Origin of the sequence: Dinoroseobacter sp. S76 (genome assembly GCF_049801095.1) — a bacterium.
In the GTDB taxonomy this organism is placed as follows: Bacteria; Pseudomonadota; Alphaproteobacteria; order Rhodobacterales; family Rhodobacteraceae; genus Dinoroseobacter.
Genome location: NZ_JBNAGH010000007.1, coordinates 104,881 through 127,290 on the forward strand (window position 1 = coordinate 104,881; position 22,410 = coordinate 127,290).

21 protein-coding genes are annotated in these 22,410 nt (G+C 64.6%); 16 read left to right on the plus strand and 5 right to left on the minus strand.

What is annotated here, in order from left to right; genetic code table 11:
- Window positions 1-260: 260 nt before the first annotated feature.
- From ACP153_RS17840 to ACP153_RS17865, 6 genes are read left to right on the plus strand one after another with little or no spacing between them, the layout of a single operon-like run.
- Window positions 261-1,196 (plus strand): histone deacetylase family protein, encoded by a 936-nt coding sequence (locus ACP153_RS17840; protein ID WP_424972375.1) that lies wholly within the window; start codon window positions 261-263, stop codon window positions 1,194-1,196.
- A complete protein-coding gene (locus tag ACP153_RS17845) occupies window positions 1,193-1,435 on the plus strand; it encodes an exodeoxyribonuclease VII small subunit (RefSeq protein WP_424972376.1) in 243 nt (80 codons plus the stop codon). The genes ACP153_RS17840 and ACP153_RS17845 overlap by 4 nt, the downstream gene beginning before the upstream one ends.
- A 57-nt stretch (window positions 1,436-1,492) precedes the next feature.
- Window positions 1,493-2,326, plus strand: a complete 834-nt coding sequence (locus ACP153_RS17850; protein ID WP_424972450.1) for a polyprenyl synthetase family protein — start codon at window positions 1,493-1,495, stop codon at window positions 2,324-2,326.
- 21 nt (window positions 2,327-2,347) lie between these two features.
- A complete protein-coding gene (gene dxs / locus ACP153_RS17855) occupies window positions 2,348-4,291 on the plus strand; it encodes a 1-deoxy-D-xylulose-5-phosphate synthase (protein WP_424972377.1) in 1,944 nt (647 codons plus the stop codon).
- Between the two features lie 13 nt (window positions 4,292-4,304).
- Entirely contained in the window at window positions 4,305-5,114 is an 810-nt protein-coding gene (locus ACP153_RS17860; protein WP_424972378.1) for a hypothetical protein, read from the plus strand.
- Window positions 5,115-5,118: 4 nt separating this feature from the next.
- On the plus strand, window positions 5,119-6,000 hold the full coding sequence (locus tag ACP153_RS17865) for a glycosyltransferase family 2 protein (protein ID WP_424972379.1): 882 nt from the start codon (window positions 5,119-5,121) through the stop codon (window positions 5,998-6,000).
- 95 nt (window positions 6,001-6,095) lie between these two features.
- On the opposite strand, the gene ACP153_RS17870 is transcribed toward ACP153_RS17865, so the two are convergent.
- Together ACP153_RS17870 and ACP153_RS17875 are read right to left on the minus strand one after the other, a co-directional pair.
- Window positions 6,096-6,968 (minus strand): SDR family oxidoreductase, encoded by an 873-nt coding sequence (locus tag ACP153_RS17870; protein ID WP_424972380.1) that lies wholly within the window; start codon window positions 6,966-6,968, stop codon window positions 6,096-6,098.
- A 51-nt stretch (window positions 6,969-7,019) separates the two neighbouring features.
- The gene (locus ACP153_RS17875) at window positions 7,020-7,442 is read right to left on the minus strand and encodes a VOC family protein (protein ID WP_424972381.1); all 423 of its coding nucleotides are present in this window, start codon (window positions 7,440-7,442) and stop codon (window positions 7,020-7,022) included.
- Window positions 7,443-7,529: 87 nt separating this feature from the next.
- Between ACP153_RS17875 and ACP153_RS17880 the strand changes: the two genes are divergently transcribed.
- The 3 genes from ACP153_RS17880 to ACP153_RS17890 all read left to right on the plus strand — a co-directional run bounded on the left by ACP153_RS17880 (window position 7,530) and on the right by ACP153_RS17890 (window position 10,412).
- Window positions 7,530-9,041, plus strand: a complete 1,512-nt coding sequence (locus ACP153_RS17880; RefSeq protein ID WP_424972382.1) for an AMP nucleosidase — start codon at window positions 7,530-7,532, stop codon at window positions 9,039-9,041.
- A gap of 123 nt (window positions 9,042-9,164) precedes the next feature.
- Window positions 9,165-9,455 (plus strand): HU family DNA-binding protein, encoded by a 291-nt coding sequence (locus tag ACP153_RS17885; RefSeq protein ID WP_424966395.1) that lies wholly within the window; start codon window positions 9,165-9,167, stop codon window positions 9,453-9,455.
- Between the two features lie 93 nt (window positions 9,456-9,548).
- Window positions 9,549-10,412, plus strand: coding sequence for a DMT family transporter (locus tag ACP153_RS17890; RefSeq protein WP_424972451.1), 864 nt, complete (start codon window positions 9,549-9,551; stop codon window positions 10,410-10,412).
- On the opposite strand, the gene ACP153_RS17895 is transcribed toward ACP153_RS17890, so the two are convergent.
- The 3 genes from ACP153_RS17895 to ACP153_RS17905 are packed head-to-tail and all read right to left on the minus strand — an operon-like array spanning window position 10,409 to window position 13,697.
- Entirely contained in the window at window positions 10,409-12,184 is a 1,776-nt protein-coding gene (locus ACP153_RS17895; protein WP_424972383.1) for a bifunctional molybdopterin-guanine dinucleotide biosynthesis adaptor protein MobB/molybdopterin molybdotransferase MoeA, read from the minus strand. The two genes, ACP153_RS17890 and ACP153_RS17895, sit on opposite strands and share 4 nt — an antisense overlap.
- Window positions 12,181-12,816, minus strand: coding sequence for a molybdenum cofactor guanylyltransferase MobA (mobA, locus tag ACP153_RS17900; RefSeq protein WP_424972384.1), 636 nt, complete (start codon window positions 12,814-12,816; stop codon window positions 12,181-12,183). The genes ACP153_RS17895 and mobA overlap by 4 nt, the downstream gene beginning before the upstream one ends.
- Complete coding sequence (locus tag ACP153_RS17905) at window positions 12,813-13,697, minus strand: formate dehydrogenase accessory sulfurtransferase FdhD (RefSeq protein WP_424972385.1); 885 nt, start codon at window positions 13,695-13,697, stop codon at window positions 12,813-12,815. Before ACP153_RS17905 ends, mobA begins: the two co-directional genes overlap by 4 nt.
- A 324-nt stretch (window positions 13,698-14,021) precedes the next feature.
- Here ACP153_RS17905 and ACP153_RS17910 point away from each other — a divergent pair, with 324 nt between their 5' ends.
- The 7 genes from ACP153_RS17910 to ACP153_RS17940 all read left to right on the plus strand — a co-directional run bounded on the left by ACP153_RS17910 (window position 14,022) and on the right by ACP153_RS17940 (window position 22,340).
- Entirely contained in the window at window positions 14,022-17,957 is a 3,936-nt protein-coding gene (locus ACP153_RS17910; protein WP_424972386.1) for an ExeM/NucH family extracellular endonuclease, read from the plus strand.
- A gap of 72 nt (window positions 17,958-18,029) precedes the next feature.
- The gene (locus ACP153_RS17915; RefSeq protein ID WP_424972387.1) at window positions 18,030-18,401 is read left to right on the plus strand and encodes a pentapeptide repeat-containing protein; all 372 of its coding nucleotides are present in this window, start codon (window positions 18,030-18,032) and stop codon (window positions 18,399-18,401) included.
- Between the two features lie 18 nt (window positions 18,402-18,419).
- Entirely contained in the window at window positions 18,420-18,707 is a 288-nt protein-coding gene (locus ACP153_RS17920) for a hypothetical protein (RefSeq protein ID WP_424972388.1), read from the plus strand.
- A gap of 2 nt (window positions 18,708-18,709) precedes the next feature.
- The gene (locus ACP153_RS17925) at window positions 18,710-19,318 is read left to right on the plus strand and encodes a glutathione S-transferase family protein (RefSeq protein WP_424972389.1); all 609 of its coding nucleotides are present in this window, start codon (window positions 18,710-18,712) and stop codon (window positions 19,316-19,318) included.
- A gap of 260 nt (window positions 19,319-19,578) precedes the next feature.
- Window positions 19,579-20,151 carry a ubiquinol-cytochrome c reductase iron-sulfur subunit gene (gene petA, locus ACP153_RS17930; protein WP_424972390.1) on the plus strand — a complete coding sequence of 191 codons (573 nt, stop codon included), beginning with the start codon at window positions 19,579-19,581 and terminating at the stop codon, window positions 20,149-20,151.
- Between the two features lie 14 nt (window positions 20,152-20,165).
- A complete protein-coding gene (gene petB / locus ACP153_RS17935) occupies window positions 20,166-21,515 on the plus strand; it encodes a cytochrome b (RefSeq protein WP_424972391.1) in 1,350 nt (449 codons plus the stop codon).
- Between the two features lie 24 nt (window positions 21,516-21,539).
- Window positions 21,540-22,340 (plus strand): cytochrome c1, encoded by an 801-nt coding sequence (locus ACP153_RS17940; protein WP_424972392.1) that lies wholly within the window; start codon window positions 21,540-21,542, stop codon window positions 22,338-22,340.
- Window positions 22,341-22,410 lie beyond the last annotated feature (70 nt).

Here is a 22,410-nt window from a genome sequence, read left to right on the forward strand (position 1 = left end):
TCATCGGTTTGGAGAAGTCGCTGCAGCATGGAACTGCCGGATGTTCGTTCCGCGTCTGGCAGCTTCGCCTCACCACCTTCAGGGCATTTCGCACCCGGCGCGGTCCTCATGAGGACCGCGCGGACCCGCGCGCGTCCAAGGCTCGCCTCTTCTTGCGATTGTAAGACTTCTGGGCGCGTCCCCCGGGGTCGACATGTCGACCCCGCCACGTCGCGCTCCTGCGGCTTGTCTCACACGGTTTGATCCTCTAGCCCTGTGACATGCCCACCCGCGTCTATACACATTCCGATTGCCTCGCTCATGTGACCCCGCCGGGCCACCCGGAGCAGGTCGCCCGCCTTGTCGCCATAGCCGAGGCTTTGGAGACACCCGCCTTCGCCACGCTGGACCGCCACGCCGCGCCGCTTGGCGACATGGCGGAGATCCTGCGATGCCATCCGCAAGCCTATATCGACCGCGTTCGCGCAGCGATCCCGGAGGAGGGCTATGTCTCGCTCGACGGGGATACCCATGTGGTCTCAGGGTCCTGGAATGCGGCCCTGCGTGGGATCGGGGGCATCTGCGCCGCGCTGGATGCGGTGATGGCCGGGGAGGCCCAGAACGCCTTTGTAGCCTGCCGCCCACCTGGCCACCACGCCGAGACGGAGACCGCCATGGGCTTTTGCCTCTTCGGCAATATCGCCATCGCGGCCAAACGCGCCCTGGACCACCATGGCCTCTCCCGCGTGGCGGTGGTCGATTTCGACGTCCACCATGGCAATGGCACGCAGGATCTGCTCTGGGATGAGGCGCGCACGCTCTTCATCTCCTCGCACCAGATGCCGCTTTATCCCGGCTCCGGCGGGCGGCATGAGACCGGCGCCCATGGCAACATCTTCAACCTGCCCTTCCCGCCTGACACGGCCGGGCCCTCCTTCCGGCGGCATTACGAGGCCGAGGTTTTCCCAGCGCTCGAAAACTTCCGCCCCGAACTCATCCTGATTTCCGCCGGGTTCGATGCCCATCGCGCGGATCCGCTGGCCCAGATGGCGCTGGTCGAGGAGGATTTCGCCTGGGTCACCGGACGCCTCTGTGAGATCGCGGATGAATTCTGCGACGGGCGCGTGGTGTCCACGCTCGAAGGGGGCTATGATCTGCCCGCCTTGGGGGCCAGCGTGGCCGCCCATGTCACGACCCTGATGGAGCATGCCCGATGACCGACACCCCCGTTGCCGAGATGAGTTTCGAGGCCGCCATGGCCGAGCTGGAAAAGGTGGTTGGCGATCTGGAGCGTGGGAATGTCCCGCTCGAGGAATCGATCAAGCTCTATGAGCGGGGCGCACAGCTCAAGGCGCGCTGCGAGGCCAAGCTGAAGGAAGCCGAGGAGAAGGTCGCCCAGATCACCCTCGATGCCGAGGGCCAGCCCAAGGGGCTGAAGGCTGCCGAAGGACTCTGAGCCTTGCTGACGGAGAAGACGGGATTCAAGGCGGCGCAATCGGCGGGGTTGCCCCGGATTGCCGCCTGTCTTGACGATCTGATCGGGGCGCAACCCGCGAGCGCGATCCGCGAGGGGATGGCCTATGCCACCAATGGCGGCAAGCGGCTGCGCGGGGTTCTCGTGCTGGAGACCGCGCGCCTCCATGGCATCGGGCCGGAGCGGGCGGTCTATGCGGCGGCGGCGATCGAGTGCCTCCACGCCTATTCGCTGGTCCATGATGACCTGCCTGCCATGGATGATGACGATCTGCGCCGAGGCCAGCCCACGGTGCATGTCAAATGGGATGAGGCCTCGGCCATCCTCGTGGGCGACGCGCTGCAAACCCTGGCCTTTGAGGCGCTGAGCGATCCGCGCCTGACGGACGATCCGGCCATTGCGATGGCCCTGACACGCTCTCTGGCCCAGGCCTCGGGCGCGGCGGGCATGGTGTTGGGCCAGGCGCTCGACATCGCGGCCGAAACCGCCGCGAGCCCTCTGACGCTGGAGCAGATCACCGAGCTGCAAGCGGGCAAGACCGGCGCGCTGATCCGCTGGTCCGCCGAAGCGGGCGCGATCTTGGGCAGCGCAGACCCGACCCCCCTGCGCCAGTATGCCGAGCGCATCGGCCTTGCCTTCCAGATCGCCGACGACATCTTGGATGTTACAGGCGACGCGGAAAAGGCGGGCAAACGGCTGCAGAAGGATGCCGAGGCGGGCAAGGCAACCTTTGTCTCGCTTCTGGGGCTGGAGGGCGCGCGCGCCCGGGCCCGTGCCCTCGTCGCTGAGGCCGAAGCGGCGCTGGAGCCCTATGGGGATCAGGCCGAGACCTTGTGCGATCTGGCCCGTTTCGTTATCGCACGGGACACCTAAGGACCCGAGGAGGGCTCGCCCATGAGCGCCCCAACCCAAGACCGCCCCGTGACCCCGGTTCTCGACCGGGTCGACACGCCCGCCGATATGAAGCGGCTGACCGATGCCGAACTCGTGGCGCTGGCCCGCGATCTGCGGGCCGAGACGATCAGCGCGGTCTCGGTCACCGGTGGCCATCTGGGCGCGGGGCTCGGGGTGGTGGAGCTGACCGTGGCGCTCCACGCGGTGTTTGATGCCCCCAAGGACCGGATCATCTGGGATGTCTCGCACCAGTGTTACCCGCACAAGATCCTGACCGGACGGCGCGACCGCATTCGGACCCTGCGCATGAAGGACGGGCTGTCGGGCTTCACCAAGCGCTCGGAAAGCCCTTACGACCCGTTCGGCGCGGCCCATAGCTCCACCTCGATCTCGGCGGCGCTTGGCTTTGCCGTGGCCCGCGATCTGGGCGGCGCGCCGGAGCATGGGATCGGCGATGCGATTGCCGTGATCGGCGATGGTGCGATCAGCGCGGGCATGGCCTTTGAGGCGCTGAACAATGCGGGTCACCTGAAGAAACGTCTGATCGTGATCCTGAACGACAACGACATGTCCATCGCCCCGCCCACGGGCGCGATGTCGAGCTATCTCAGCCGTCTCTACGCCGGCGCGCCGTTTCAGGAGTTCAAGGCCGCCGCCAAGGGCGCGGTCAGCCTGCTGCCGCCACCCTTTCAGGAGGGGGCGAAGCGCGCCAAGGATGTCCTGAAACACATGACCGTGGGCGGGACATTGTTTGAGGAGCTCGGCTTTTCCTATCTCGGGCCGATTGATGGCCATGACATGGAGCAGCTCCTGAGCGTGCTCCGCACCGTCAAGGCACGGGCCACGGGGCCGATCCTGATCCATGCGATCACCAAGAAGGGCAAAGGCTATGCCCCCGCCGAAGGGGCCGCCGACAAGGGCCATGCCACGGCGAAATTCGACGTTGTCTCGGGCGCGCAGAAGAAAGCGCCCTCCAACGCGCCGAGCTATACCAATGTCTTTGCCGAGAGCCTGATCGATGAGGCCGCCCGCGACCCCAAGATCGTGGCGATCACCGCGGCCATGCCCTCGGGCACGGGGCTTGATAAGTTCGCGCAGCGCTATGCCAGCCGGACCTTCGACGTCGCCATTGCCGAGCAGCACGGGGTGACCTTCTGCGCCGGGCTCGCGGCGGGCGGGATGAAGCCCTTCTGCACGATGTATTCTACCTTCCTGCAGCGCGGCTATGATCAGGTGGTCCATGACGTGGCGCTGCAGAACCTGCCCGTGCGCTTCGCGATTGACCGGGCAGGACTTGTCGGGGCCGATGGCGCGACCCATGCCGGGGCCTATGACACCGCCTATCTTGCGAACCTGCCGAACATGGTGGTCATGGCCGCCGCCGATGAGGCCGAGCTCAAGCATATGGTGGCGACCGCCGTTGCCTATGATGATGGCCCGATTTCCTTCCGGTTTCCCCGGGGGGAGGGCGTGGGTGTCGATCTGCCCGAGCGGGGCGAAGTGCTCGAGATCGGCAAGGGTCGGATCATCGCTGAAGGGGCGCGCGTGGCGATACTTTCTTTCGGGACCCGGCTGGCCGAGGTGCGCGAGGCCTGCGAGCGACTGGCGGCCAAGGGGATCACACCGACCATCGCCGATGCACGCTTCGCCAAGCCGCTCGACCGCGACATGATCCTGCGGCTGGCGGCGGATCACGAGGCGCTGATCACCATCGAGGAGGGGTCCGTCGGCGGCTTCGGTTCCCATGTGGCGCAACTGCTCAGCGAAGAGGGCGTCTTCGACAGCGGTCTCAAATACCGCTCCATGGTCTTGCCGGACCTCTTCATCGATCAGGCCAGCCCCCGGGACATGTACGATATTGCCGGTCTGAACGCCGAAGATATCGAGGCTAAGGTTTTGGCAACCCTTGGTGTTGCACAACTGGAGGTACGCGCGAAGTCCTGACCGGAGCCTGACCATGACAGACCAGACCCCTTTGACCAAGGCGGTCCCCGACCCCGATCAACCCGGCATGTCCGCCGGGGATCTGCAGGCGGTGCTGTCGGAAATGCGGGCCACCCTGCGCGAGGTCGCGGTCAGTGCACGGCTCTCGGCCATGGGGCCGGAGCGTGTGGGCTCGGTCTTCTTTCGCGACCGGGTGATCAAGGCCCATCTGCCCCACGCGGATTTCGACGAAGGTCAGAAGCGTCTGGCGATGACCGCGCGCCATGAGGATGAGCTGTCCTTTTTCCAACTGGCCGAGCATGACATCGTTCCGCCGGGGCGTTCTCTGGTGGTGGTTGGCGGCTATGTGGGCGTGTCGACCGTGGCGCTGGCCCAGATCGTCTCGCCCGAGGCCATTCATGTGTTCGAGCCGCAGAGCTGTCTGCGCGCGCCGCTTGAGCGGACCTGTGCGCTCAATGACCTGACGGTGCAGATCCATGGCGCGGTGGTAGGCGAGGCGGGGACCCGCATGGCCCTGGGCACCCAGAAATCCGCGCGTCTGGCCGAGACGGTGTTCGTCGCGCGAAGCAAGGGCGACTACCCGGCCACGACCCTGGATGCCGAGGATCTGGGCGAGGTCGGGCTGCTCCATCTGTGCTTTAACGGCTCCAAGATCCCTGCCCTGCGTGGCGCGCTCGAGACGATCAAGCGCGACAGCCCGGTGATCCTGTGTGACAAGTCTGGCCGGGATCTGGGGGAGATTGCGGCGCTTCTCGGCGAGCTCGGGTACGAGCACCAAGCCGTGGGGCCCAAGCTTTATCTCTACGTGCGCGCCGCGAGCTAGGCCCATGTCGGTTGCCTTCGTTACGATGGTCTATGACGACGCGTTCTTCCTGGATCTCTGGGTGCGCTATTACAGCCGCTTCACGGAGCGGCGGAACCTCTATGTCATCACCCATGGGCCCCAGGATTACGCCCAAGACATCGCCGCGGGTTGCAACATCATCGAGGTGAACCGCCGCCCGCCCTATCGCTCCATGGATCAGGACCGGTTCCAACTGGTAAATCATCTCTGCTCGGGACTGAACTACATGTTCGACTGGGTGGTCTATAACGACGTGGACGAGCTCTTGGTGCTGGACCCTGCCGTGGGCGACGACTTGATCGCCTATATCGAGGGGATCAGCCCGCATACCAAGGTGGTCTCGCCTCTGGGGGTCGAGGTGCTGCACCGCGTCGATCTCGAGAGCGACTATGACCCCAGCCGCGCGATGCTCGCGCAGCGGAAATATATGCGGGTCAATGCTTGGTACTGCAAACCCTGCCTGACGCAGATCCCGCTGCAATGGGGGCCGGACGGTCATGGGTCGGAGCATGGGACCTACACGCTGAGCGAGGATCTCTACCTCTTTCACCTCAAATGGTTCGATCAGCAGTTCCATATCGACCGCCATCAGGACCGCTTGAATATGCGCGGCACCAACGAGGATGGCAGCGCGCTGGTCTTCGGTGCGGGCTCATGGGGCTGGTCGAAATTCGAGTATCAACGGATCAGCAACGATTACCTGCGCTTCACGATCGAGAAGAAGGGCAAAGGGTTTGATTTCACGCAGGAGCGGGAGCGTCTGAAGCGATCCTATGTGCAGGGCAAGACCGGCTTCTATTCCACGGACTGGTTCGTGGACGGGGATCTGCGGATCTTGCCTGATCGGTTCGTCGGGCTGTTCTGACGCCCCGAAGCGTTCCCGAAGCCCCAGCGCTGGACCGGCGCGCCTGCTCCCAAACCCTGACACGCGCAGAGTTACATGTCTCAGAGGCGCGCAGATCAGCCGCGTGCGGTCTCCTCGGCCAGCAACGCCGCAAGCCCATCCCGGTAGCTCGGATAGAGCAGCTCTACCCCAAGCTCCTCCTTGATCCGGTCATTCCGCACCTTCTTTGATTCCGCGTAGAAACTCCGCGCCATAGGCGTCATCTCCGCGGTCTCGAAATCCACCGCAGGCGGAACAGGCAGCCCGAGAAGCTCCGCCGCATGGGCGATCACATCCTCCGGCGGGGCCGGATCGTCGTCGCAGACGTTATAGGCCGCGCCCGGATTGGGTCGCGCGATGGAGGCGGCGAGGATCTGGGCGATATCCTCCACATGGGTGCGGCTGAAGACCTGCCCTTTCTTGATGATCCGTCGCGCTGTCCCGTTGCGCACCTTGGCGAAGGGTCCGCGCCCGGGGCCATAGATCCCCGCCAGCCGAAAAATATGCAGCGGCAACCCCGCGCGCTCCGCCAGCTCGCGCCACGCGGTTTCCGCCACGACCCGAGCCTGCCCTCGCCGTGTTGCAGGGGTGAGCGGCGTGGTCTCATCGACCCAGGCGCCCTGATGGTCGCCATAGACCCCGGTTGTCGAGAGATATCCGACCCAGCTCAAACCCGGCGCGGCCCTTGCAATCGCCTCACTATAAGCCGCCAGAACCTGATCGCCCTCGGCGGTGGGCCCGGCAGAAATCAGAATATGGCTCGCCTCAGCAATCTCCGCCGTGAGGTCCGCGCCGGGCCAGATCCGGGGATCCACCCCCTCGGCTCTCAAGGCCTCGGCCTTCTCCGCGCTCCGAGTAGTGCCAATCACGCGCCACCCTTCGGGCAAGAGCCGCCGGGCCAGAGCGCGGGCTGAATATCCATGGCCAAAGGAGAGGAGTGTCTGTGTCATGGGCGCAAGTTGACGGCGGCATCCAGAGGATGCAAGACCAGAGACCGGACGTTAGTCCAGCGCGTTGCTCGGCACCCAGGCATACCCGTCTGCATCAAGGATATAGCCCTCGCGCAGCCCATGGGGCTTGTCCATCGGCGCCTGCAGGATCACCGCACCCCGCGCCTCGGCCCGGGCGACGGCTTCATCCGGATCGCACCCATAAAGCCGCAGCTCAATCCCGCCCCCGCGCGCCCCGGCCTCCGGCAGCAGGCTTGGCAGGGGGTGGGAATGGTAGGTCCCATCCGCATGGATCTGAAACACGCTGTCTTGGTAAGTCAGGATCGCAAAATCCGCGGTCGGTTGAAACACCTGCATCCCGAACACCTCGGTGAGAAACGCGACGCTTTTCGCGACATCCCGGACAAGCAGGTTCACCCCCAGCCCGGACAGGTGTTTGCCAAAGGCGTCGGCGGATGCGGTTTCGAAGTCCATCTGTCTCTCCTCCTAATATGTCAGGTATGCTGACATAAAAACCTGCTCACCGCAACTTCTGTCTTGCGGCGGCGCCGGGTCGCGCCCATGGTCGCTGCAGCTTCTGACCCATCGGAGACCCTCGGCGCCGTGACCCATCCGCTCAAGACCCCACCCCTTTCGGACAGCCGCAGCTTCGAGGATGCACAAGCCGCGGTGGCCGAGCTGCGCCGGCTCTATGATGAGGCGATCGGGTTTCTGCAGACCAGCTTTGCCGATGCGGTGAAGGGTCCCATGCCCGCAGCGCGCTACCGGGCCTACTACCCGGAGATCCGGGTGCGCGTCTCTTCCTTCGACCAAGTGGACAGCCGTCTCTCCTTTGGCCATGTGGCCGAGCCCGGCACCTATGCGACCACGGTGACCCGCCCGGACCTTTTTGAGAATTACCTGATCCAGCAGATCGGGCTGGTGATCAAGAACCATGGAGTGCCAGTCGAGATCGGCCCCTCGGACACCCCGATTCCGCTCCATTTCGCCATGACCAACGGTCCGGTCGCCGCCGTCCCACAGGAGGGCGTGCTGGCCTTCACCCTGCGCGATGTCTTCGATGTGCCGGATCTGTCGACCACCCATGACGAGATCGTCAACGGGTTCGGCTTTGTCCATGAGGATGGCGCTGCCCCGCTCGCCCCCTTCACCGCCCAGCGGATCGACTACTCCCTCGCGCGGCTCCAGCACTACACCGCCACCGCGGCGGAGCATTTCCAGAACCACGTCCTTTTCACGAACTACCAGTTCTATGTGGACGAGTTCATCCAGTTCGCGCGCGAAGCGCTGGCGGATCCAGAGAGCGGTTATACGAGCTTTGTCGCACCGGGCAATCTCCAGATCACCGATCCGGATGCCGAGCTGCCGCCGCCCGCCAAGGCACCGCAAATGCCGACCTATCACCTGACCCGTGAAGGGCAGGGGGGTATCACGCTCGTGAACATCGGGGTGGGCCCGTCCAATGCGAAGACGGCCACGGACCATATCGCCGTGCTGCGCCCCCACGCCTGGCTGATGCTTGGCCATTGTGCGGGACTGCGGAACACCCAGAGCCTCGGGGATTATGTGCTGGCCCATGCCTATCTGCGCGAGGACCATGTGCTCGACGATGATCTGCCGATCTGGGTGCCGATCCCAGCCCTGGCCGAGATCCAGATCGCCCTTGAGGAGGCCGTAGGCGAGGTCACGCAGCTGTCGGGCTATGACCTCAAGCGGGTGATGCGGACGGGCACGGTGGCCACCATCGATAATCGCAACTGGGAACTGCGCGATCAGTCCGGCCCGGTCCAGCGTCTGAGCCAGTCGCGGGCCGTCGCGCTCGATATGGAAAGTGCGACGATCGCGGCCAACGGGTTCCGCTTCCGGGTACCCTATGGCACGCTTCTCTGTGTCTCGGACAAGCCGCTCCATGGGGAATTGAAGCTGCCAGGCATGGCCACGGAATTCTATACGACCCAGGTCGCGCGGCACCTTTTGATCGGCATTCGCGCCATGGAAACCCTGCGAGACATGCCTTTGGAACGGATCCACTCCCGAAAACTGCGTAGTTTTGAGGAGACCGCCTTCCTCTGAACCGGGTAGACCCCTTTTTTTTATAGGAAAAACGTCCGAGAAGTCTTGTCGTTTGCAACAAACCCCTGTTTACCTTGCCGGTGAGCCCCTGAAAAAGGGGCGTACAGGAACAGGGAGAAACCTATGGCCCAAAAGCCGCTCACCAAGACCCAACTCGTGGCAGCCCTCGCAGAAGGCGCAGAGCTCGACAAGAAGACGGCCTCCGCGGCGCTTGACACGCTGACCAACATCGTCACACGCGAAGTGACCGGTGGTGGTGCCGTGACCCTGCCCGGCATTGGCAAAGTCTACTGCCGCGAACGTCCCGAGCGGATGGTGCGTAACCCGGCAACGGGCGAGCAGATCAAGAAAGACGCCGACAAGGTGGTGAAAGTGACCATCGCCAAGGCGCTGAAGGACAGCGTGAACGGCTGATCGCCGGGACCGCTCGAGCAAGGACATGAGGGTCGCCCGGTGGCGACCCTTTTTTGTCGGCGGGATAAGCGCCGGGAAGGACGCAGGATGCAGATGGATTGGCGCGCATTGGGCATGGGAATGGCGTTTGCCCTCATGTGGTCGAGCGCCTTCACGTCGGCGCGGATCATCGTCTCGGCGGCACCACCGCTGACGACCCTCTCCCTGCGGTTTCTGATCTCAGGGCTCTTGGCCATTGGGATCGCATTGGCCTTGGGCCAGACATGGCGGCTGACCCGGGCCCAATGGCGGGCGACCATGCTCTTCGGGATCTGCCAGAACGCGCTTTATCTCGGGCTGAATTTCGTGGCGATGCAGACGGTGCAGGCCTCACTTGCGGCGATCATCGCCTCCACCATGCCGCTCGTTGTGGCGCTGGGCGGTTGGATCGTCCTGCGCGAGAAACTGCGTCCCTTGGCGATTGTCGGTCTTTTTGCCGGGATCGCCGGGGTGGCCATGATCATGGGCGCGCGGCTGCAGGCGGGGGTGGACCTTCTTGGGGTGCTCTATTGCGGGATCGGGGTGCTGGCGCTGGCCTTTGCCACCATGGCCTTGCGCACCGCGTCTTCGGGCGGGAACCTTCTGATGGTGATCGGGTTGCAGATGCTGGTCGGGGCCGCAGCCCTTGCGGTGATCGGCCTGCCGACCGAGACGCTCAGCGTGACCTGGAGCTGGCAGCTTATCGCGGCTTTTGCCTATACCACGCTGGTGCCGGGACTGGCCGCGACCTGGGTCTGGTTCCTGCTGGTGGAGCGGATCGGGGCCGTGCGCGCGGCGACCTTCCATTTCCTCAACCCGGTCTTCGGGGTGGCCATCGCGGCGCTCTTGCTGGGCGAAGCGCTGGGCGGGCGCGATGTGCTGGGCGTTGCGATCGTCACCGCCGGGATCCTCGCGGTGCAGCTCGCCCGGGTCCGCTAACTCGGGCTGAGCAGGCTCGCATAGGGCAGAAAGCGCACGGGCGTGCCCGGTGTGATCTCTTGCGCCTCGGGGCCGAGTGCGACGAGCCCTTCGGCCCAGGACAGACCCGAAACACGGCCCGAGCCTTCGGAGGCAAAGGTTTCCACCCGTCCTTCCGCATCAAGACGCGCGCGCAGGTATTCGTTGCGCCCGGGCTTCTTGCGCTTGGAAAAGGCGGCGGGCAGATCTAGGCCCAGAGGCTCCAGCCACGCCCCTCCGGCCAGTCGTGACAGAGCCGGGCGGGCAAAGATCAGCGCGCAGACCAGGGCCGCGACCGGATTGCCCGGCAGGCCAAAGACCGGCACCCCTTGCCAGAGGGCCAGCGCCAGCGGGCGGCCCGGCTTCAGGGCGATCCGCCAAGAGGTCATGGTGCCCTCGCTGCGCAGGATCGCGGACATATGGTCCTCATCCCCCGCCGATGCCCCACCCGAGGTCAGGATGACGTCGCAGCGCGCTGCGGCGCTGTTCAGGATCTCGCGCAGGGCGTCGCGATCATCGGGCGCTCGGCCCAGATCTACCGGCTCATAGGCCCAGCCCTCGGCGAGGCCCAGCAACATGGGCCGGTTCGCGTCATAGATCCGGTGCGGATCTTCGGTCTCGCCCGGGCGCACCAGTTCATCCCCGGTGGACAGCACGCCCACCCGCAAGCGCCGGTGCACCGCAACCTCGGCAATCCCGACGGAGGCGAGCAGCGCGAGATCGGGCGCGCGCAAGCGGTGGCCCTCGGGCAGGACCGGATGGCCGCGCCGCATGTCTTCGCCCGCTTTGCGCGTGTTCGACCCCAGCTTCAGCCCGGGGGCAAAGCGGATCGCACCCTCGGTCAGGGTGACATCTTCTTCCAGAACGACCGTATCCACCCCGGCAGGCAGGCTCGCTCCGGTCAGGATCCGAAGGGCGCTGCCATGGGGGACGGCCCCGTCGAAGGGCACGCCTGCCGCCGCGCGCCCCTCGGCTAGAGGCAGGGTCACATCGCCGGGCCCGAGCGCGCCATGGGCAAAGCCGTAGCCGTCCACCGCGGCATTCGGCGCGGGCGGATTGTCCCGTGTCGCAATCGCCGCCGTTGCAAGGATCCGACCCAGGGCTGCCTCACTCGCGCAGGTCTCAACCGGGGCGACCGGATCCAGCCCCGCGCGCAAAAGCTCCAGCGCCTCGGCCACAGGGGTCCAGTCGACACCGGGCGGCAAGGCAAAGCAGTCATTGCGCAGCTGCGATGGGGGCTGGTCCGGCGCTGTTGCAGCGGTCAGGCCACTCTCGGCGAGGATGAAATCGGCGATCCCGCCCGTGTCATCCAGATCCAGCACCGGGACCTGCAGGCCCTCGGGCGCTCCGTTCGAGGCCACGGCGCGAACCGTATCATCCCCGCGCGCGATCAGGTCCTTGCCGGTCTCGACCCGGTGGGCCTCCAGCTTGGGATGGCGGGAGCGTTTATACCCCTCCACCAGCACCAGATCGACGGGTTCGAGCTTGGGCAGCAGCGCTTCGAGCTCCGGCTCGGCCGTCTCGCGCAGCTCATGCATCATCGCCCAGCGTTTGCGCGAGGCGAGCACCACCTCGACCGCGCCCGCCAGCCGATGCCGGTGGCTGTCCTTGCCGGGCTGGTCCACATCCACCGCATGATGGGCGTGTTTCAGGGTCGAGACGCGGAACCCGCGCCCGGTGATCTCGGCGACCAGACGCTCCATCAGCCCGGTCTTGCCGGAGTTCTTCCAACCAACGACGCCAAAGAGCTTCATGAGAGCGCTCCGCCTAGGCGCGCGCGCGCGATCTTGAGGTCTTCGGGCGTGTTCACATTGAAGAACGGGTCGGGCCCGGGCGTGTCGAACAGCGCCGTCGCCGTGCCATGCCGGTCCGTCCAGAGCACGACCTTGCGCAGCCCGTCCGTCAGGGCCGCGCGCAGGTCATCGCGCAAGGCCACGGGCCAGAGGCCAAAGGTCGGATGCCGGCCCAGACCGCTCTTGCGTCCACCATCGGGCGAAGCGGCCATGGCGATGGGATGCCCGGTCTCCGCCCGCGCCGCATCGAGCCGGGCGACCAGATCCTCCGGAAAGAACGGCGTATCGGCGGCCACGCTTACCAGCGCCTCCGCGCCCTCGCTTGCGGCCCAATCAAGCCCGGCGAGCACCCCGGCGAGCGGACCGGCAAACCCCTCGATACTGTCGGCAATCACCGGCAGCCCGAGATCCGCGAAGCGCGCCGCGTCGCCATTTGCGTTGAGCGCGATGGACCCGGCCTGCGGGATCAGACGCTGGATCACATGGGCGAGGATCGGTTGCCCGCCCAGATCGCGCAGGCTCTTGTCGCCACCGCCCATGCGCGTGGCCAACCCACCCGCGAGGATCACCGCCGGATAGCGCGGCGTGCTCATGCGCGGGCACTCTTGCGGCGGGTCTTGGGGTCTTCCTCAGCGACGCTGGCCAGATCGGCGTCCCAGATCAGGCGGTCTTCCCCGGCCAGACACATGAAGCGCTTGCCGCGCATCCGCCCGATCACGGTCAGCCCGACTTCCTGGGCGATTTCAACGCCCCAGGCGGTGAAGCCCGATCGGGAAGCCAGCACCGGGATGCCCATGAGCGCGGTTTTGATCACCATCTCGGAGGTCAGGCGACCGGTCGTGTAGAGGATCTTGTCCGCGCCCGAGACGCCCTCGGCCCGCATCCAGCCCGCGACCTTATCCACCGCATTATGACGGCCCACATCTTCCATATAGACGAGCGGGCGATTGCCTTGGCAGAGCACCGTGCCATGGATCGCGCCCGCACTCAGGTAAAGGCTCGGCGTCGTGTTGATCCGCGCTGCCAGATCATAGAGCCAGGAGGTCCGGACCTGCGTTGCGGGCAGGGTCAGCCCCTCGAGCCCCTCCATGATGTCGCCAAAGACCGTGCCCACGGCGCAGCCCGAGGTTCGGGTCTTCTTGGCGAGCTTGTCCTCGTAATCGGTCTCGGTCTCTGTCCGCACAACCACCACGTCGAGATCCTCGTCATACTCGACCCCGGTGATCACGTCGGCCTCCGACAGCATCCCCTGATTGCTGAGAAATCCCATGGCCAGATATTCCGGGTAATCCCCGATGGTCATGGCGGTCACGATCTCGCGGCTGTTGAGGAAGATCGTCAGGGGGCGCTCCTCGACCACGGCGATTTCGGCGGCGGCCCCGGTCTGGTCGACCCCGGTCACCGCCCGCGTCAGGCGCGCCTGCCCGGGATCCGGCGCGATCAGATAGTCGTCGCTGCTGTTTTCCGCCGCCATGGCCTGCCGATCCTCCCGTGGTCCTGCGCCGATCCTCCAACCTGCCGTATTTCCGCCCGCTTTTCGTCCGGCGGGCCTGCAAAACAGGCGGAGATATCCACCGATCAGTTGCGCCAGCCCGGCCCCGAGTGTCAAGCAGGCGGCCGTGCCGTAGGGTCAGTTAAAAAATGGTTAACAAACCCCTAGGCCTTTGTGTCCTGTCATGCTGTTGTTAGTTCAACGCGTCAGGACTGTTTCGTGATCGGGCAAGCTCTCGCAGCTTGTCTCGCGACAGTCATGCTTTGGCTGGGCGCGGCGATAACGGACAACAGGGATATTGAGACCATGGCACGCGATTTTACCCAGGATGACACGCTGCAGGCGGCGCTGGCGGGGAGCCTTCTGATCAACGAGGTGGTGGGCAACACCACGAGCACCGATGCGGAGTATATCGAGCTGATCGGGACGCCGGGCGCCTCTCTCGACGGGCTGTCGCTGATCGTGGTTGAAGGGGATAGCGGCTCGCCCATCGGCACTATCGACAAGCGGCTTGATTTTGGTCCGGGCGATGCGGTGCTCGGCAACGGCTTCTTCCTTGTGGCCAGTGTGCAGGCGCAGACCGTGTACGAGGTGGGTACGAACCTCGAACTGCCCGCCAATTTTCTTGAGAACTCCTCCTACACGCTGGCACTGGTCGAAACCGCCTCCCTGAGCGGGACCGAGGTGACTGGGGCAGAGGTCGTGATCGACGCGGTCGGAGTGACGGACGGGGGCGATGGCGACACCTTCTTCTTTGGTGCGCCAGTGATCGGACCTGATGGGTCCTTCATACCCGCGGGTGTGGGGCTCGTGCAGGACGGGGTGAATACCGGCGAGACGACCGATTGGCAGCTCCTCGATTTCAACAATGGCGCGCCCAATGACCCGACCCTGGGCGAGGGCGACGTGGCCGAAGAGGCGATCCTGATCAACGAGGTGCTTGGCTCCACCACAGGTCCGGATAGCGAGTATATCGAGCTGGTCGGCACCCCCGGTGCGTCCCTGGACGGGTTGTCGATCATCATCATCGAAGGGGATGCGGGCTCGCCGCAGGGCAATATCGATGCGCAGTTTGATTTCGGGCCGGGGGATGCGATTGGCGGCAATGGGTTCTTCCTGATCGCCAATGAGACCGCCGCCCAGACCTATTCCGTGACGCCGAACGCGGTGCTCCCGGCAGACTTCCTGGAAAACTCGACCTATACGATCGCACTGGTGGAGACCGCCTCGATCACCGGGGATGCCGTGACCGGAGCCGAGACCGTGCTCGACACGGTCGGTGTCAGTGATGGTGGCGATGGCGATACGGTGTTCTTTGATGCGCCGGTTGTGGGGCCCGATGGCAACTTCCTGCCCGCAGGTGTGGGCCGGATCGAGGATGGGGTCGATACCGACACCGCCGAGGATTGGCAGATCCTGAACTTCAACAATGGCGCACCGAACGATCCGACCCCGGGCACGGCGGTCGAAGTGCCGCTGGTGATCAATGAGGTGCTCGGCTCCACCACCGGCGCGGATAGCGAATATGTCGAGCTCTTTGGGACGCCCGGCGCGTCGCTGGACGGGCTGTCGATCATCGTGATCGAAGGGGATGTGGAAGCAACCCAGGGCACCATCGACGGCCAGTTCGATTTCGGCCCCGGCGACACGATTGGTGAGAACGGTTTCTTCCTCGTGGCCAATGCGACGGCCGCGGGGACCTATGCTGTGACCCCGGATCTCGAACTGCCCGCGGATTTCTTTGAGAATTCGACCTACACGGTGGCCCTCGTGGAAACCGCCTCGATCGAGGGGGACACGGTTACCGGCAACGAGGTCGTTGTGGATGCGGTCGGGGTTTCCGATGGCGGTGAGGGCGATGCAACCTTCTTTGACGCGCCGACCCTTGGCCCGGATGGGGACTTCCTGCCCGCAGGCGTGGGCCGTGTCGAAGACGGGGTCGACACGGACACGGTCGAGGATTGGGACTTCCTGAACTTCTTCAACGACTCGCCGCCCAACACGCCCACTGCCGGGGGTGGAGGCTCCACGGGGGGCGGGGATGTCACGCTGGATGACGACCCGACCTTGCTGTCCACGATCCAGGGCAGTGGCGATGCCAGCCCGCTTGCGGGCACGGAAGTGGTGATCGAGGTTGTGGTGACCGGCGACTATCAGGACGGAGATGCGGACACGTTCCGCGATCTCGGCGGTTTCTTCGCCATGGAAGAGCTCGAGGATTTCGATGCGGATACCAGTACGTCCGAAGGCATTTTCGTGGATGATAGCGGGATCGTGGACGGGCTCGATGTGTCCGAGGGCGATATCATCCGCGTGGTCGGCGTCGTGCAGGAGGATTTCGGCCGCACGGTTCTCGTCGCCAGCCAGATCCGCATTGAGGAGGCGGGCGCCTTCCCGGATGTCTCTGACCTCGCGGTGCAGACCGAACTGCCCGGGCTTGATGAGCGCGAGGCGTTTGAGTCGATGCTGGTCGAGATCACCGACACGCTGACCATCACCGAGAGCTTTGATTACGAGCAGTTTGGCGAGATCACCGTCTCCTCCGAGGGGATCATCTATCAATACAGCCAGCTCAATGACCCGGATGTGGACGGCAACGCGGCCTATCAGGACTTCATCGCCGACAACACGATCCAGATCGATGATGGCACGGACGGGCGGCGCAGCGATTTCGATCCGCTCTTTGAGCCCGATGGCGATCTGCTGGGCGGTGTCGAGGATGGCCCGCGCCATGGGCAGGAGCTTGAGCCGCTGGTCGGTGTCATGGATTTCGGCTTTGGCGAGTACAAGCTGCGCGTGCCGCAATCGGGCGAGTTCGAGGCCATCGAGGACAGCAATCCGCGCCCGGAAGGCCCCGAGGATGTGGGCGGCAGCCTCAAGGTCGTGAGCTTCAACGTGCTGAACTATTTCACCACGCTCGAAGGTCAGACCGACAATGGCAACAACCCGCGCGGGGCCGACAGCCCCGAGGAGCTGGAGCGGCAGGCCGAAAAGCTCGTCACCGCCTTCCTCGAGATGGACGCGGATGTCTACGGCCTGATCGAGCTGGAAAACGACTTCCTCAGCAACCCGACGGACCCGACCGATGTCACCGCGATCCAGGATCTGGTGAACCGGATCAATGCCGCGCTGGGTGAGGACGTCTATGCCGTCGTCGATCCGGGGCAGGAGTTCGTTGGGACGGACGCGATCGCCGTGGGCTTCATCTACAACACCCAGACGGTGGAGCTGGTGGGCGACGCGGCGATCCTCGACACCCAGGCCTTCCTCGATCCGCTGGATGACGGCGATGACAGCAATGGCGACGAGACCCCCAATGGCGACAGTTTCAACCGCGCCGCCGTGGCCCAGACCTTTGTCGAGATCGAGAGCGGCGGCGAGTTCACCGCCGTGGTCAACCACTTCAAATCCAAGGGTTCGCTGACCGGCGCGGCCGAGGACGCGGATCAGGGGGATGGCGCGGGCAACAACAACGCCACCCGCGCGGCGGCCGCGGCCGAACTGGCAGCCTGGCTTGAGACCAACCCGACAGGCTCGGACGATCCGGATGTGGTGATCCTCGGGGATCTCAACTCCTACGCCAAGGAAGAGCCGATCGTGATCCTCGAGGAGGCGGGCTACACCAATCTCGTGGCGGAACTCGCGGGAGAGGACACCTATGGCTACCGCTTCAGCGGGGCGGTCGGCACGCTCGACTACGCCATGGGCTCCGAGAGCCTCACGGCGCAGGTCACCGGGGCCACGGAGTGGAACATCAACTCCGACGAGTTCGTGGTCTATGACTACAACGAGGAATCCACCTTCAGCACGCCGATCCTGCGGCCCGAGGATCAGGACCTGTTCGACGGGTCCAACCCGGCGCGCAACTCGGACCATGATCCTGTGATCATCGGGCTCGATCTGGACAATGACCGGATCAACGAGATCGTCGGCAATGTCCGCATCAACGTGCTGCGGGGCACGGACGAGGATGACCGGATCGACGGCAAGGGCGGCTTCATCGACTTTGTCACCGGCAATGGCGGCGATGACATCTTCGTCTTCACCGATGAAGAGGGGCTCAGCAACCGCCTGCGGATCACCGACTATACCGTCGGGGAGGATGTGATCGATCTGGGCGGGCTCGAGATCCGCGAGATCGTCGAAGGGCCGCGCGGCACGACCATCCGGCTCGAGACCGACACGGTGGACCTGATCCGCGTGGTGGGCATCACCGATGCGGATGACATTGCCTTTATCTAAAGACGCACAGACGAGGGGAGGGGCCGTTTGCGCGGCCCCTTCTTTTTTGCACATATCCCGGAGGAGAGGATCATGGATCTGCATCACGTCACCGAAACCCTGAGCGTTGATGATGCGAACCTGACAGGATCGCGGTTCAACAACGCCAACCTCTCGGGGTGTCGCTTCAATCAGATCGAGTTCTCGGGGGCGGCCTTCAACGACAGCAACATGACCGGCTGGCAGATCAATGATGTGAACCTGTCGGGCGCTCGGATCCGGAATGCGAACCTCTCCGGGCTCGAGATCGCGATTGCAATCTTGCCGGGGCGACCATTGACGGGGTGCCGCTCGACGCGCTGCTGGCGGCCTATCGCGCCGCCCAAGCTGGGGCGGAGTGAGCCCCAAAGCACCCGGATGTGCGGTTTAAGCTTTGCAGGACCGGGGAGGAGCCCCTACCTTTAAGACAACAAGGAGGTCGCCATGCCCATTCCCGTTGTCCCGATTGCCAGTGCTGTCCTGAAATACGGACCGCTTGCGGCGGCTGCTCTGGCCACCGTGGCCTATGCCCGCGCCAAGCCCCGTGCCGTCAACCAGACTGCCGAGGATCTGATGGATGATGTCTCCGACGGGATGGAGTTCACCCGATCACCGGATGGGCGTCAGGTCAACGGGGCCGGGCGCTATCGCCGCTCCGTGCGGATGCCGAATGGGGCCGGGGTCGAGCTCGACATGAGCCTTCTGGGCCGTGTCCGGTTGCGGCGGGTCTGAGGATGGAGCTGCTTGGCGCGACCGCTTCGCCCTTTGTGCGCAAGGTGCGGACCCTCTTGGCCGAGACCGACTATGACGACAAGGTGACCTTCACCCCCGTGACCGCTGCGGCGGTGGGGCAGGCCGATGCGGCCCTGACGGCGGCGAACCCATTGGGCAAGATCCCGGTCCTGCTGCGCACGGATGGGCCGGCGGTCTATGACAGTCGGGTGATCTGCCGCTATCTCGACGCGCATTTCAGCCTCGACGCCTATCCCGAGGCACGCCTGTGGGAAGTGCTGACCCTTGAGGCGACGGCGGATGCCATGATGGAGGCCGGGGTGCTCATGGTCTATGAGGCCCGCTTCCGCCCCGAGGAGAAACAGTTCGATGGCTGGGTCGAGGGGCAATGGACCAAGATCGAGCGGGCGCTGGATGTGATCGAGGGGCGCTGGATGAGCCATCTGACCGGCCCCAAGGACATGAGCCACATCGCGATCGGCTGTGCGCTGGGCTATCTCGATTTCCGGCACGGGGCGCGGGACTGGCGGGCGACACGGCCCGAGCTTGCGGCCTGGGCCGAGAGCTTTCTGCAGACAGAGGCAATGCTGGCCACGGCCCCGTCGGACTGAGTCGCGCCAAACGGGTCCTTGGGGCGCGAAAATGCGGGGTTCCCAAGGGTCAACGGGGATGCCGCGCTGCGGCATAGCGCCCGTTAGCGCCCCCATTCTCCCGTGAGCGTTAAGAAGTTCGCAGACTGCGACAAAACTGCGCTCCTATGTCCCCTCGACGGTCCGAGCAACCCCCCTATAACCCCAATGGAGCTGGGCCTGCCTTGCAGGTACCGCGTCATCGCTGGCGCCTATTTGCGCCCGGAGTAAGGAGAACCCACGTGTCCCACGCAGAGGATCAGACCGGCACACGCCGTGACTTTCTGTACTATGCCACGGCCGGCGCAGGTGTCGTCACCACGGGTGCCGCTGTTTGGCCGCTTGTGAACCAAATGAACCCGTCTGCCGACGTGCAGGCCCTCAGCTCGATCCGCGTTGCGGTCGATAGCGTGGCGCCCGGTACGCAGATCACTGTCAAATGGCTCGGCAAGCCCGTCTTCATCCGTCGCCGCACGGAAGAAGAGATCGCCGAAGCCCGCGCTGTCGATCTGAGCGAGCTGCCCGATGGCGATGCCCGCAACAACAATATTGGCGCGGCTCCGGCCACGGATGAAAACCGGTCGCTGACGACCTTCGACGGCGAAAACACCGGCGAATGGCTCGTGCAGATGGGCGTTTGCACCCATCTGGGCTGCGTTCCGCTCGGCGATGCAGGCGATTTCGGCGGCTGGTTCTGCCCCTGCCACGGCTCGCACTATGACACCTCCGGTCGTATCCGCCGCGGTCCGGCGCCCGAGAACCTGCCGGTTCCGGTTGCCGAATTCGTCGACGCTGACACCATCAAACTGGGTTAAGGGAGAGAACACGCATGTCTGGCATCCCGCACGACCATTACGAGCCGAAGACCGGCGGTGAGAAGTGGGTTCACTCCCGTCTCCCGGTGATCGGGCTCATCTACGACACCATCATGATCCCCACACCCAAGAACCTGAACTGGATGTGGATTTGGGGCATCGTGCTGACCTTCTGCCTCGTTCTGCAGATCGTCACCGGCATCATCCTTGCGATGCACTACACCCCCCATGTGGATCTGGCCTTCGCCTCCGTTGAGCACATCATGCGCAACGTGAATGGCGGCTATATGCTCCGCTACCTGCACGCCAATGGCGCGTCGCTCTTCTTCGTGGCGGTCTATCTGCACATCTTCCGCGGTCTCTACTACGGCTCCTACAAGGCGCCGCGCGAGATCACCTGGATCATCGGGATGCTGATTTACCTGATGATGATGGGCACGGCCTTCATGGGCTACGTTCTGCCCTGGGGTCAGATGTCCTTCTGGGGTGCGACCGTGATCACCGGCCTCTTCGGCGCCATCCCCTTCGTGGGCGACGCGCTGCAGACCTGGCTGCTGGGCGGGCCGGCCGTGGACAACTCCACGCTGAACCGCTTCTTCTCGCTGCACTATCTGCTGCCCTTCGTGATTGCCGGTCTCGTGATCGTGCATATCTGGGCCTTCCACACCACCGGGAACAACAACCCGACCGGTGTTGAAGTGCGCCGCACCTCGAAGGAAGAAGCCGAGCGCGACACGCTGCCCTTCTGGCCCTATTTCGTGATGAAAGACCTCTTCGCCCTGGCGCTGATCATGGTCGTGTTCTTCGCGATCGTGGGCTTCATGCCGAACTACCTGGGCCACCCGGACAACTATATCGAGGCGAACCCGCTGGCGACACCTGCGCATATCGTTCCGGAATGGTACTTCCTGCCCTTCTACGCGATCCTGCGCGCCTTCGACACCGAAGTGTGGCTCGTGATCGCCGTGGACTGGATCACCGGCGGTATCGTGGATGCGAAGTTCTTCGGGGTTCTGGCCATGTTCGGCGCGATCGCCGTGATGGCGCTGGCTCCGTGGCTCGACACCTCGTCGGTCCGCTCCGGCAAGTATCGCCCGATGTTCAAGTGGTGGTTCGCGCTGCTGGTGGTCGACTTCTTCGTGCTGATGTGGGTGGGCGCCATGCCTGCCGAGGGGATCTATCCCTACATCGCTCTGATCGCGTCGGTCTACTGGTTCGCTTACTTCCTCGTGCTGCTGCCGCTCCTCGGTGTGATCGAGAAGCCCACGGCGCAGCCAGCCACCATCGAAGACGACTTCAACGCCCATTACGGCAAAGCTGACGACGCTGCAGGGTCCGCACCCGCTGCTTCGCCTGCCGAATAACCGGGCGAGAGAAAGGATCACATCATGATCAGGAAACTCGCACTCACCGTTGCGGCGGCGCTCTCCCTCTCCGGGGGCGCGGCGCTGGCGGCAGGTGGCGCTGGGCATGTGGACGACTACGCCTTCTCGTTTGAAGGCCCCTTCGGCACCTATGACCAGATGCAGCTGCAACGCGGTCTACAGGTCTATACGGAGGTCTGTGCGGCCTGCCACGGTCTGAAATTCGTCCCCCTGCGGACGCTGGGCGATCAGGGCGGTCCTGCCCTGCCCGAAGACCAGGTGCGCGCCTATGCAGAGTTCTACGAAGTGTTCGACGCGGAGATCGATGATTTCCGCGCGGCACGTCCGACGGATCACTTCCCGGCCAGCTCGCTGGAGAACGCACCGGACCTGAGCCTCATGGCAAAGGCCCGCGCTGGCTTCCACGGGCCCTATGGCACGGGTCTGGCTCAGCTCTTCAACGGTATGGGCGGCGCAGAGTACATCGCGTCCCTGCTGGCCGGTTACACCGGTGAAGAGAAGGAAGAGGCCGGCACGGTTCTCTATGAGAACGTGACTTTCCCGGGTGGCTGGATTTCCATGGCGCCGCCGCTCTATGGCGATGACGTGGAATTTGCCGATGGCTCCTCCACCGAGCTTGAGGCGATCTCGCAGGACGTGGCAGCCTTCCTCATGTGGACGGCAGAGCCCAAGCAGAACGCCCGCAAGCAAACCGGCTTCATCGCGGTCACCTTCCTGATCGTGCTGTCGGTGCTGCTCTATCTGACGAACAAGCGGATCTGGGCACCGGTCAAGGCACGGGCCAAGGCGACCCCGGCCGAGTAAGTCGAGCCATATCCAATTCCGGCGCGTCCCTCTCGGGGCGCGCTTTTTTTGTTGCACGGGCGCGCGCGTC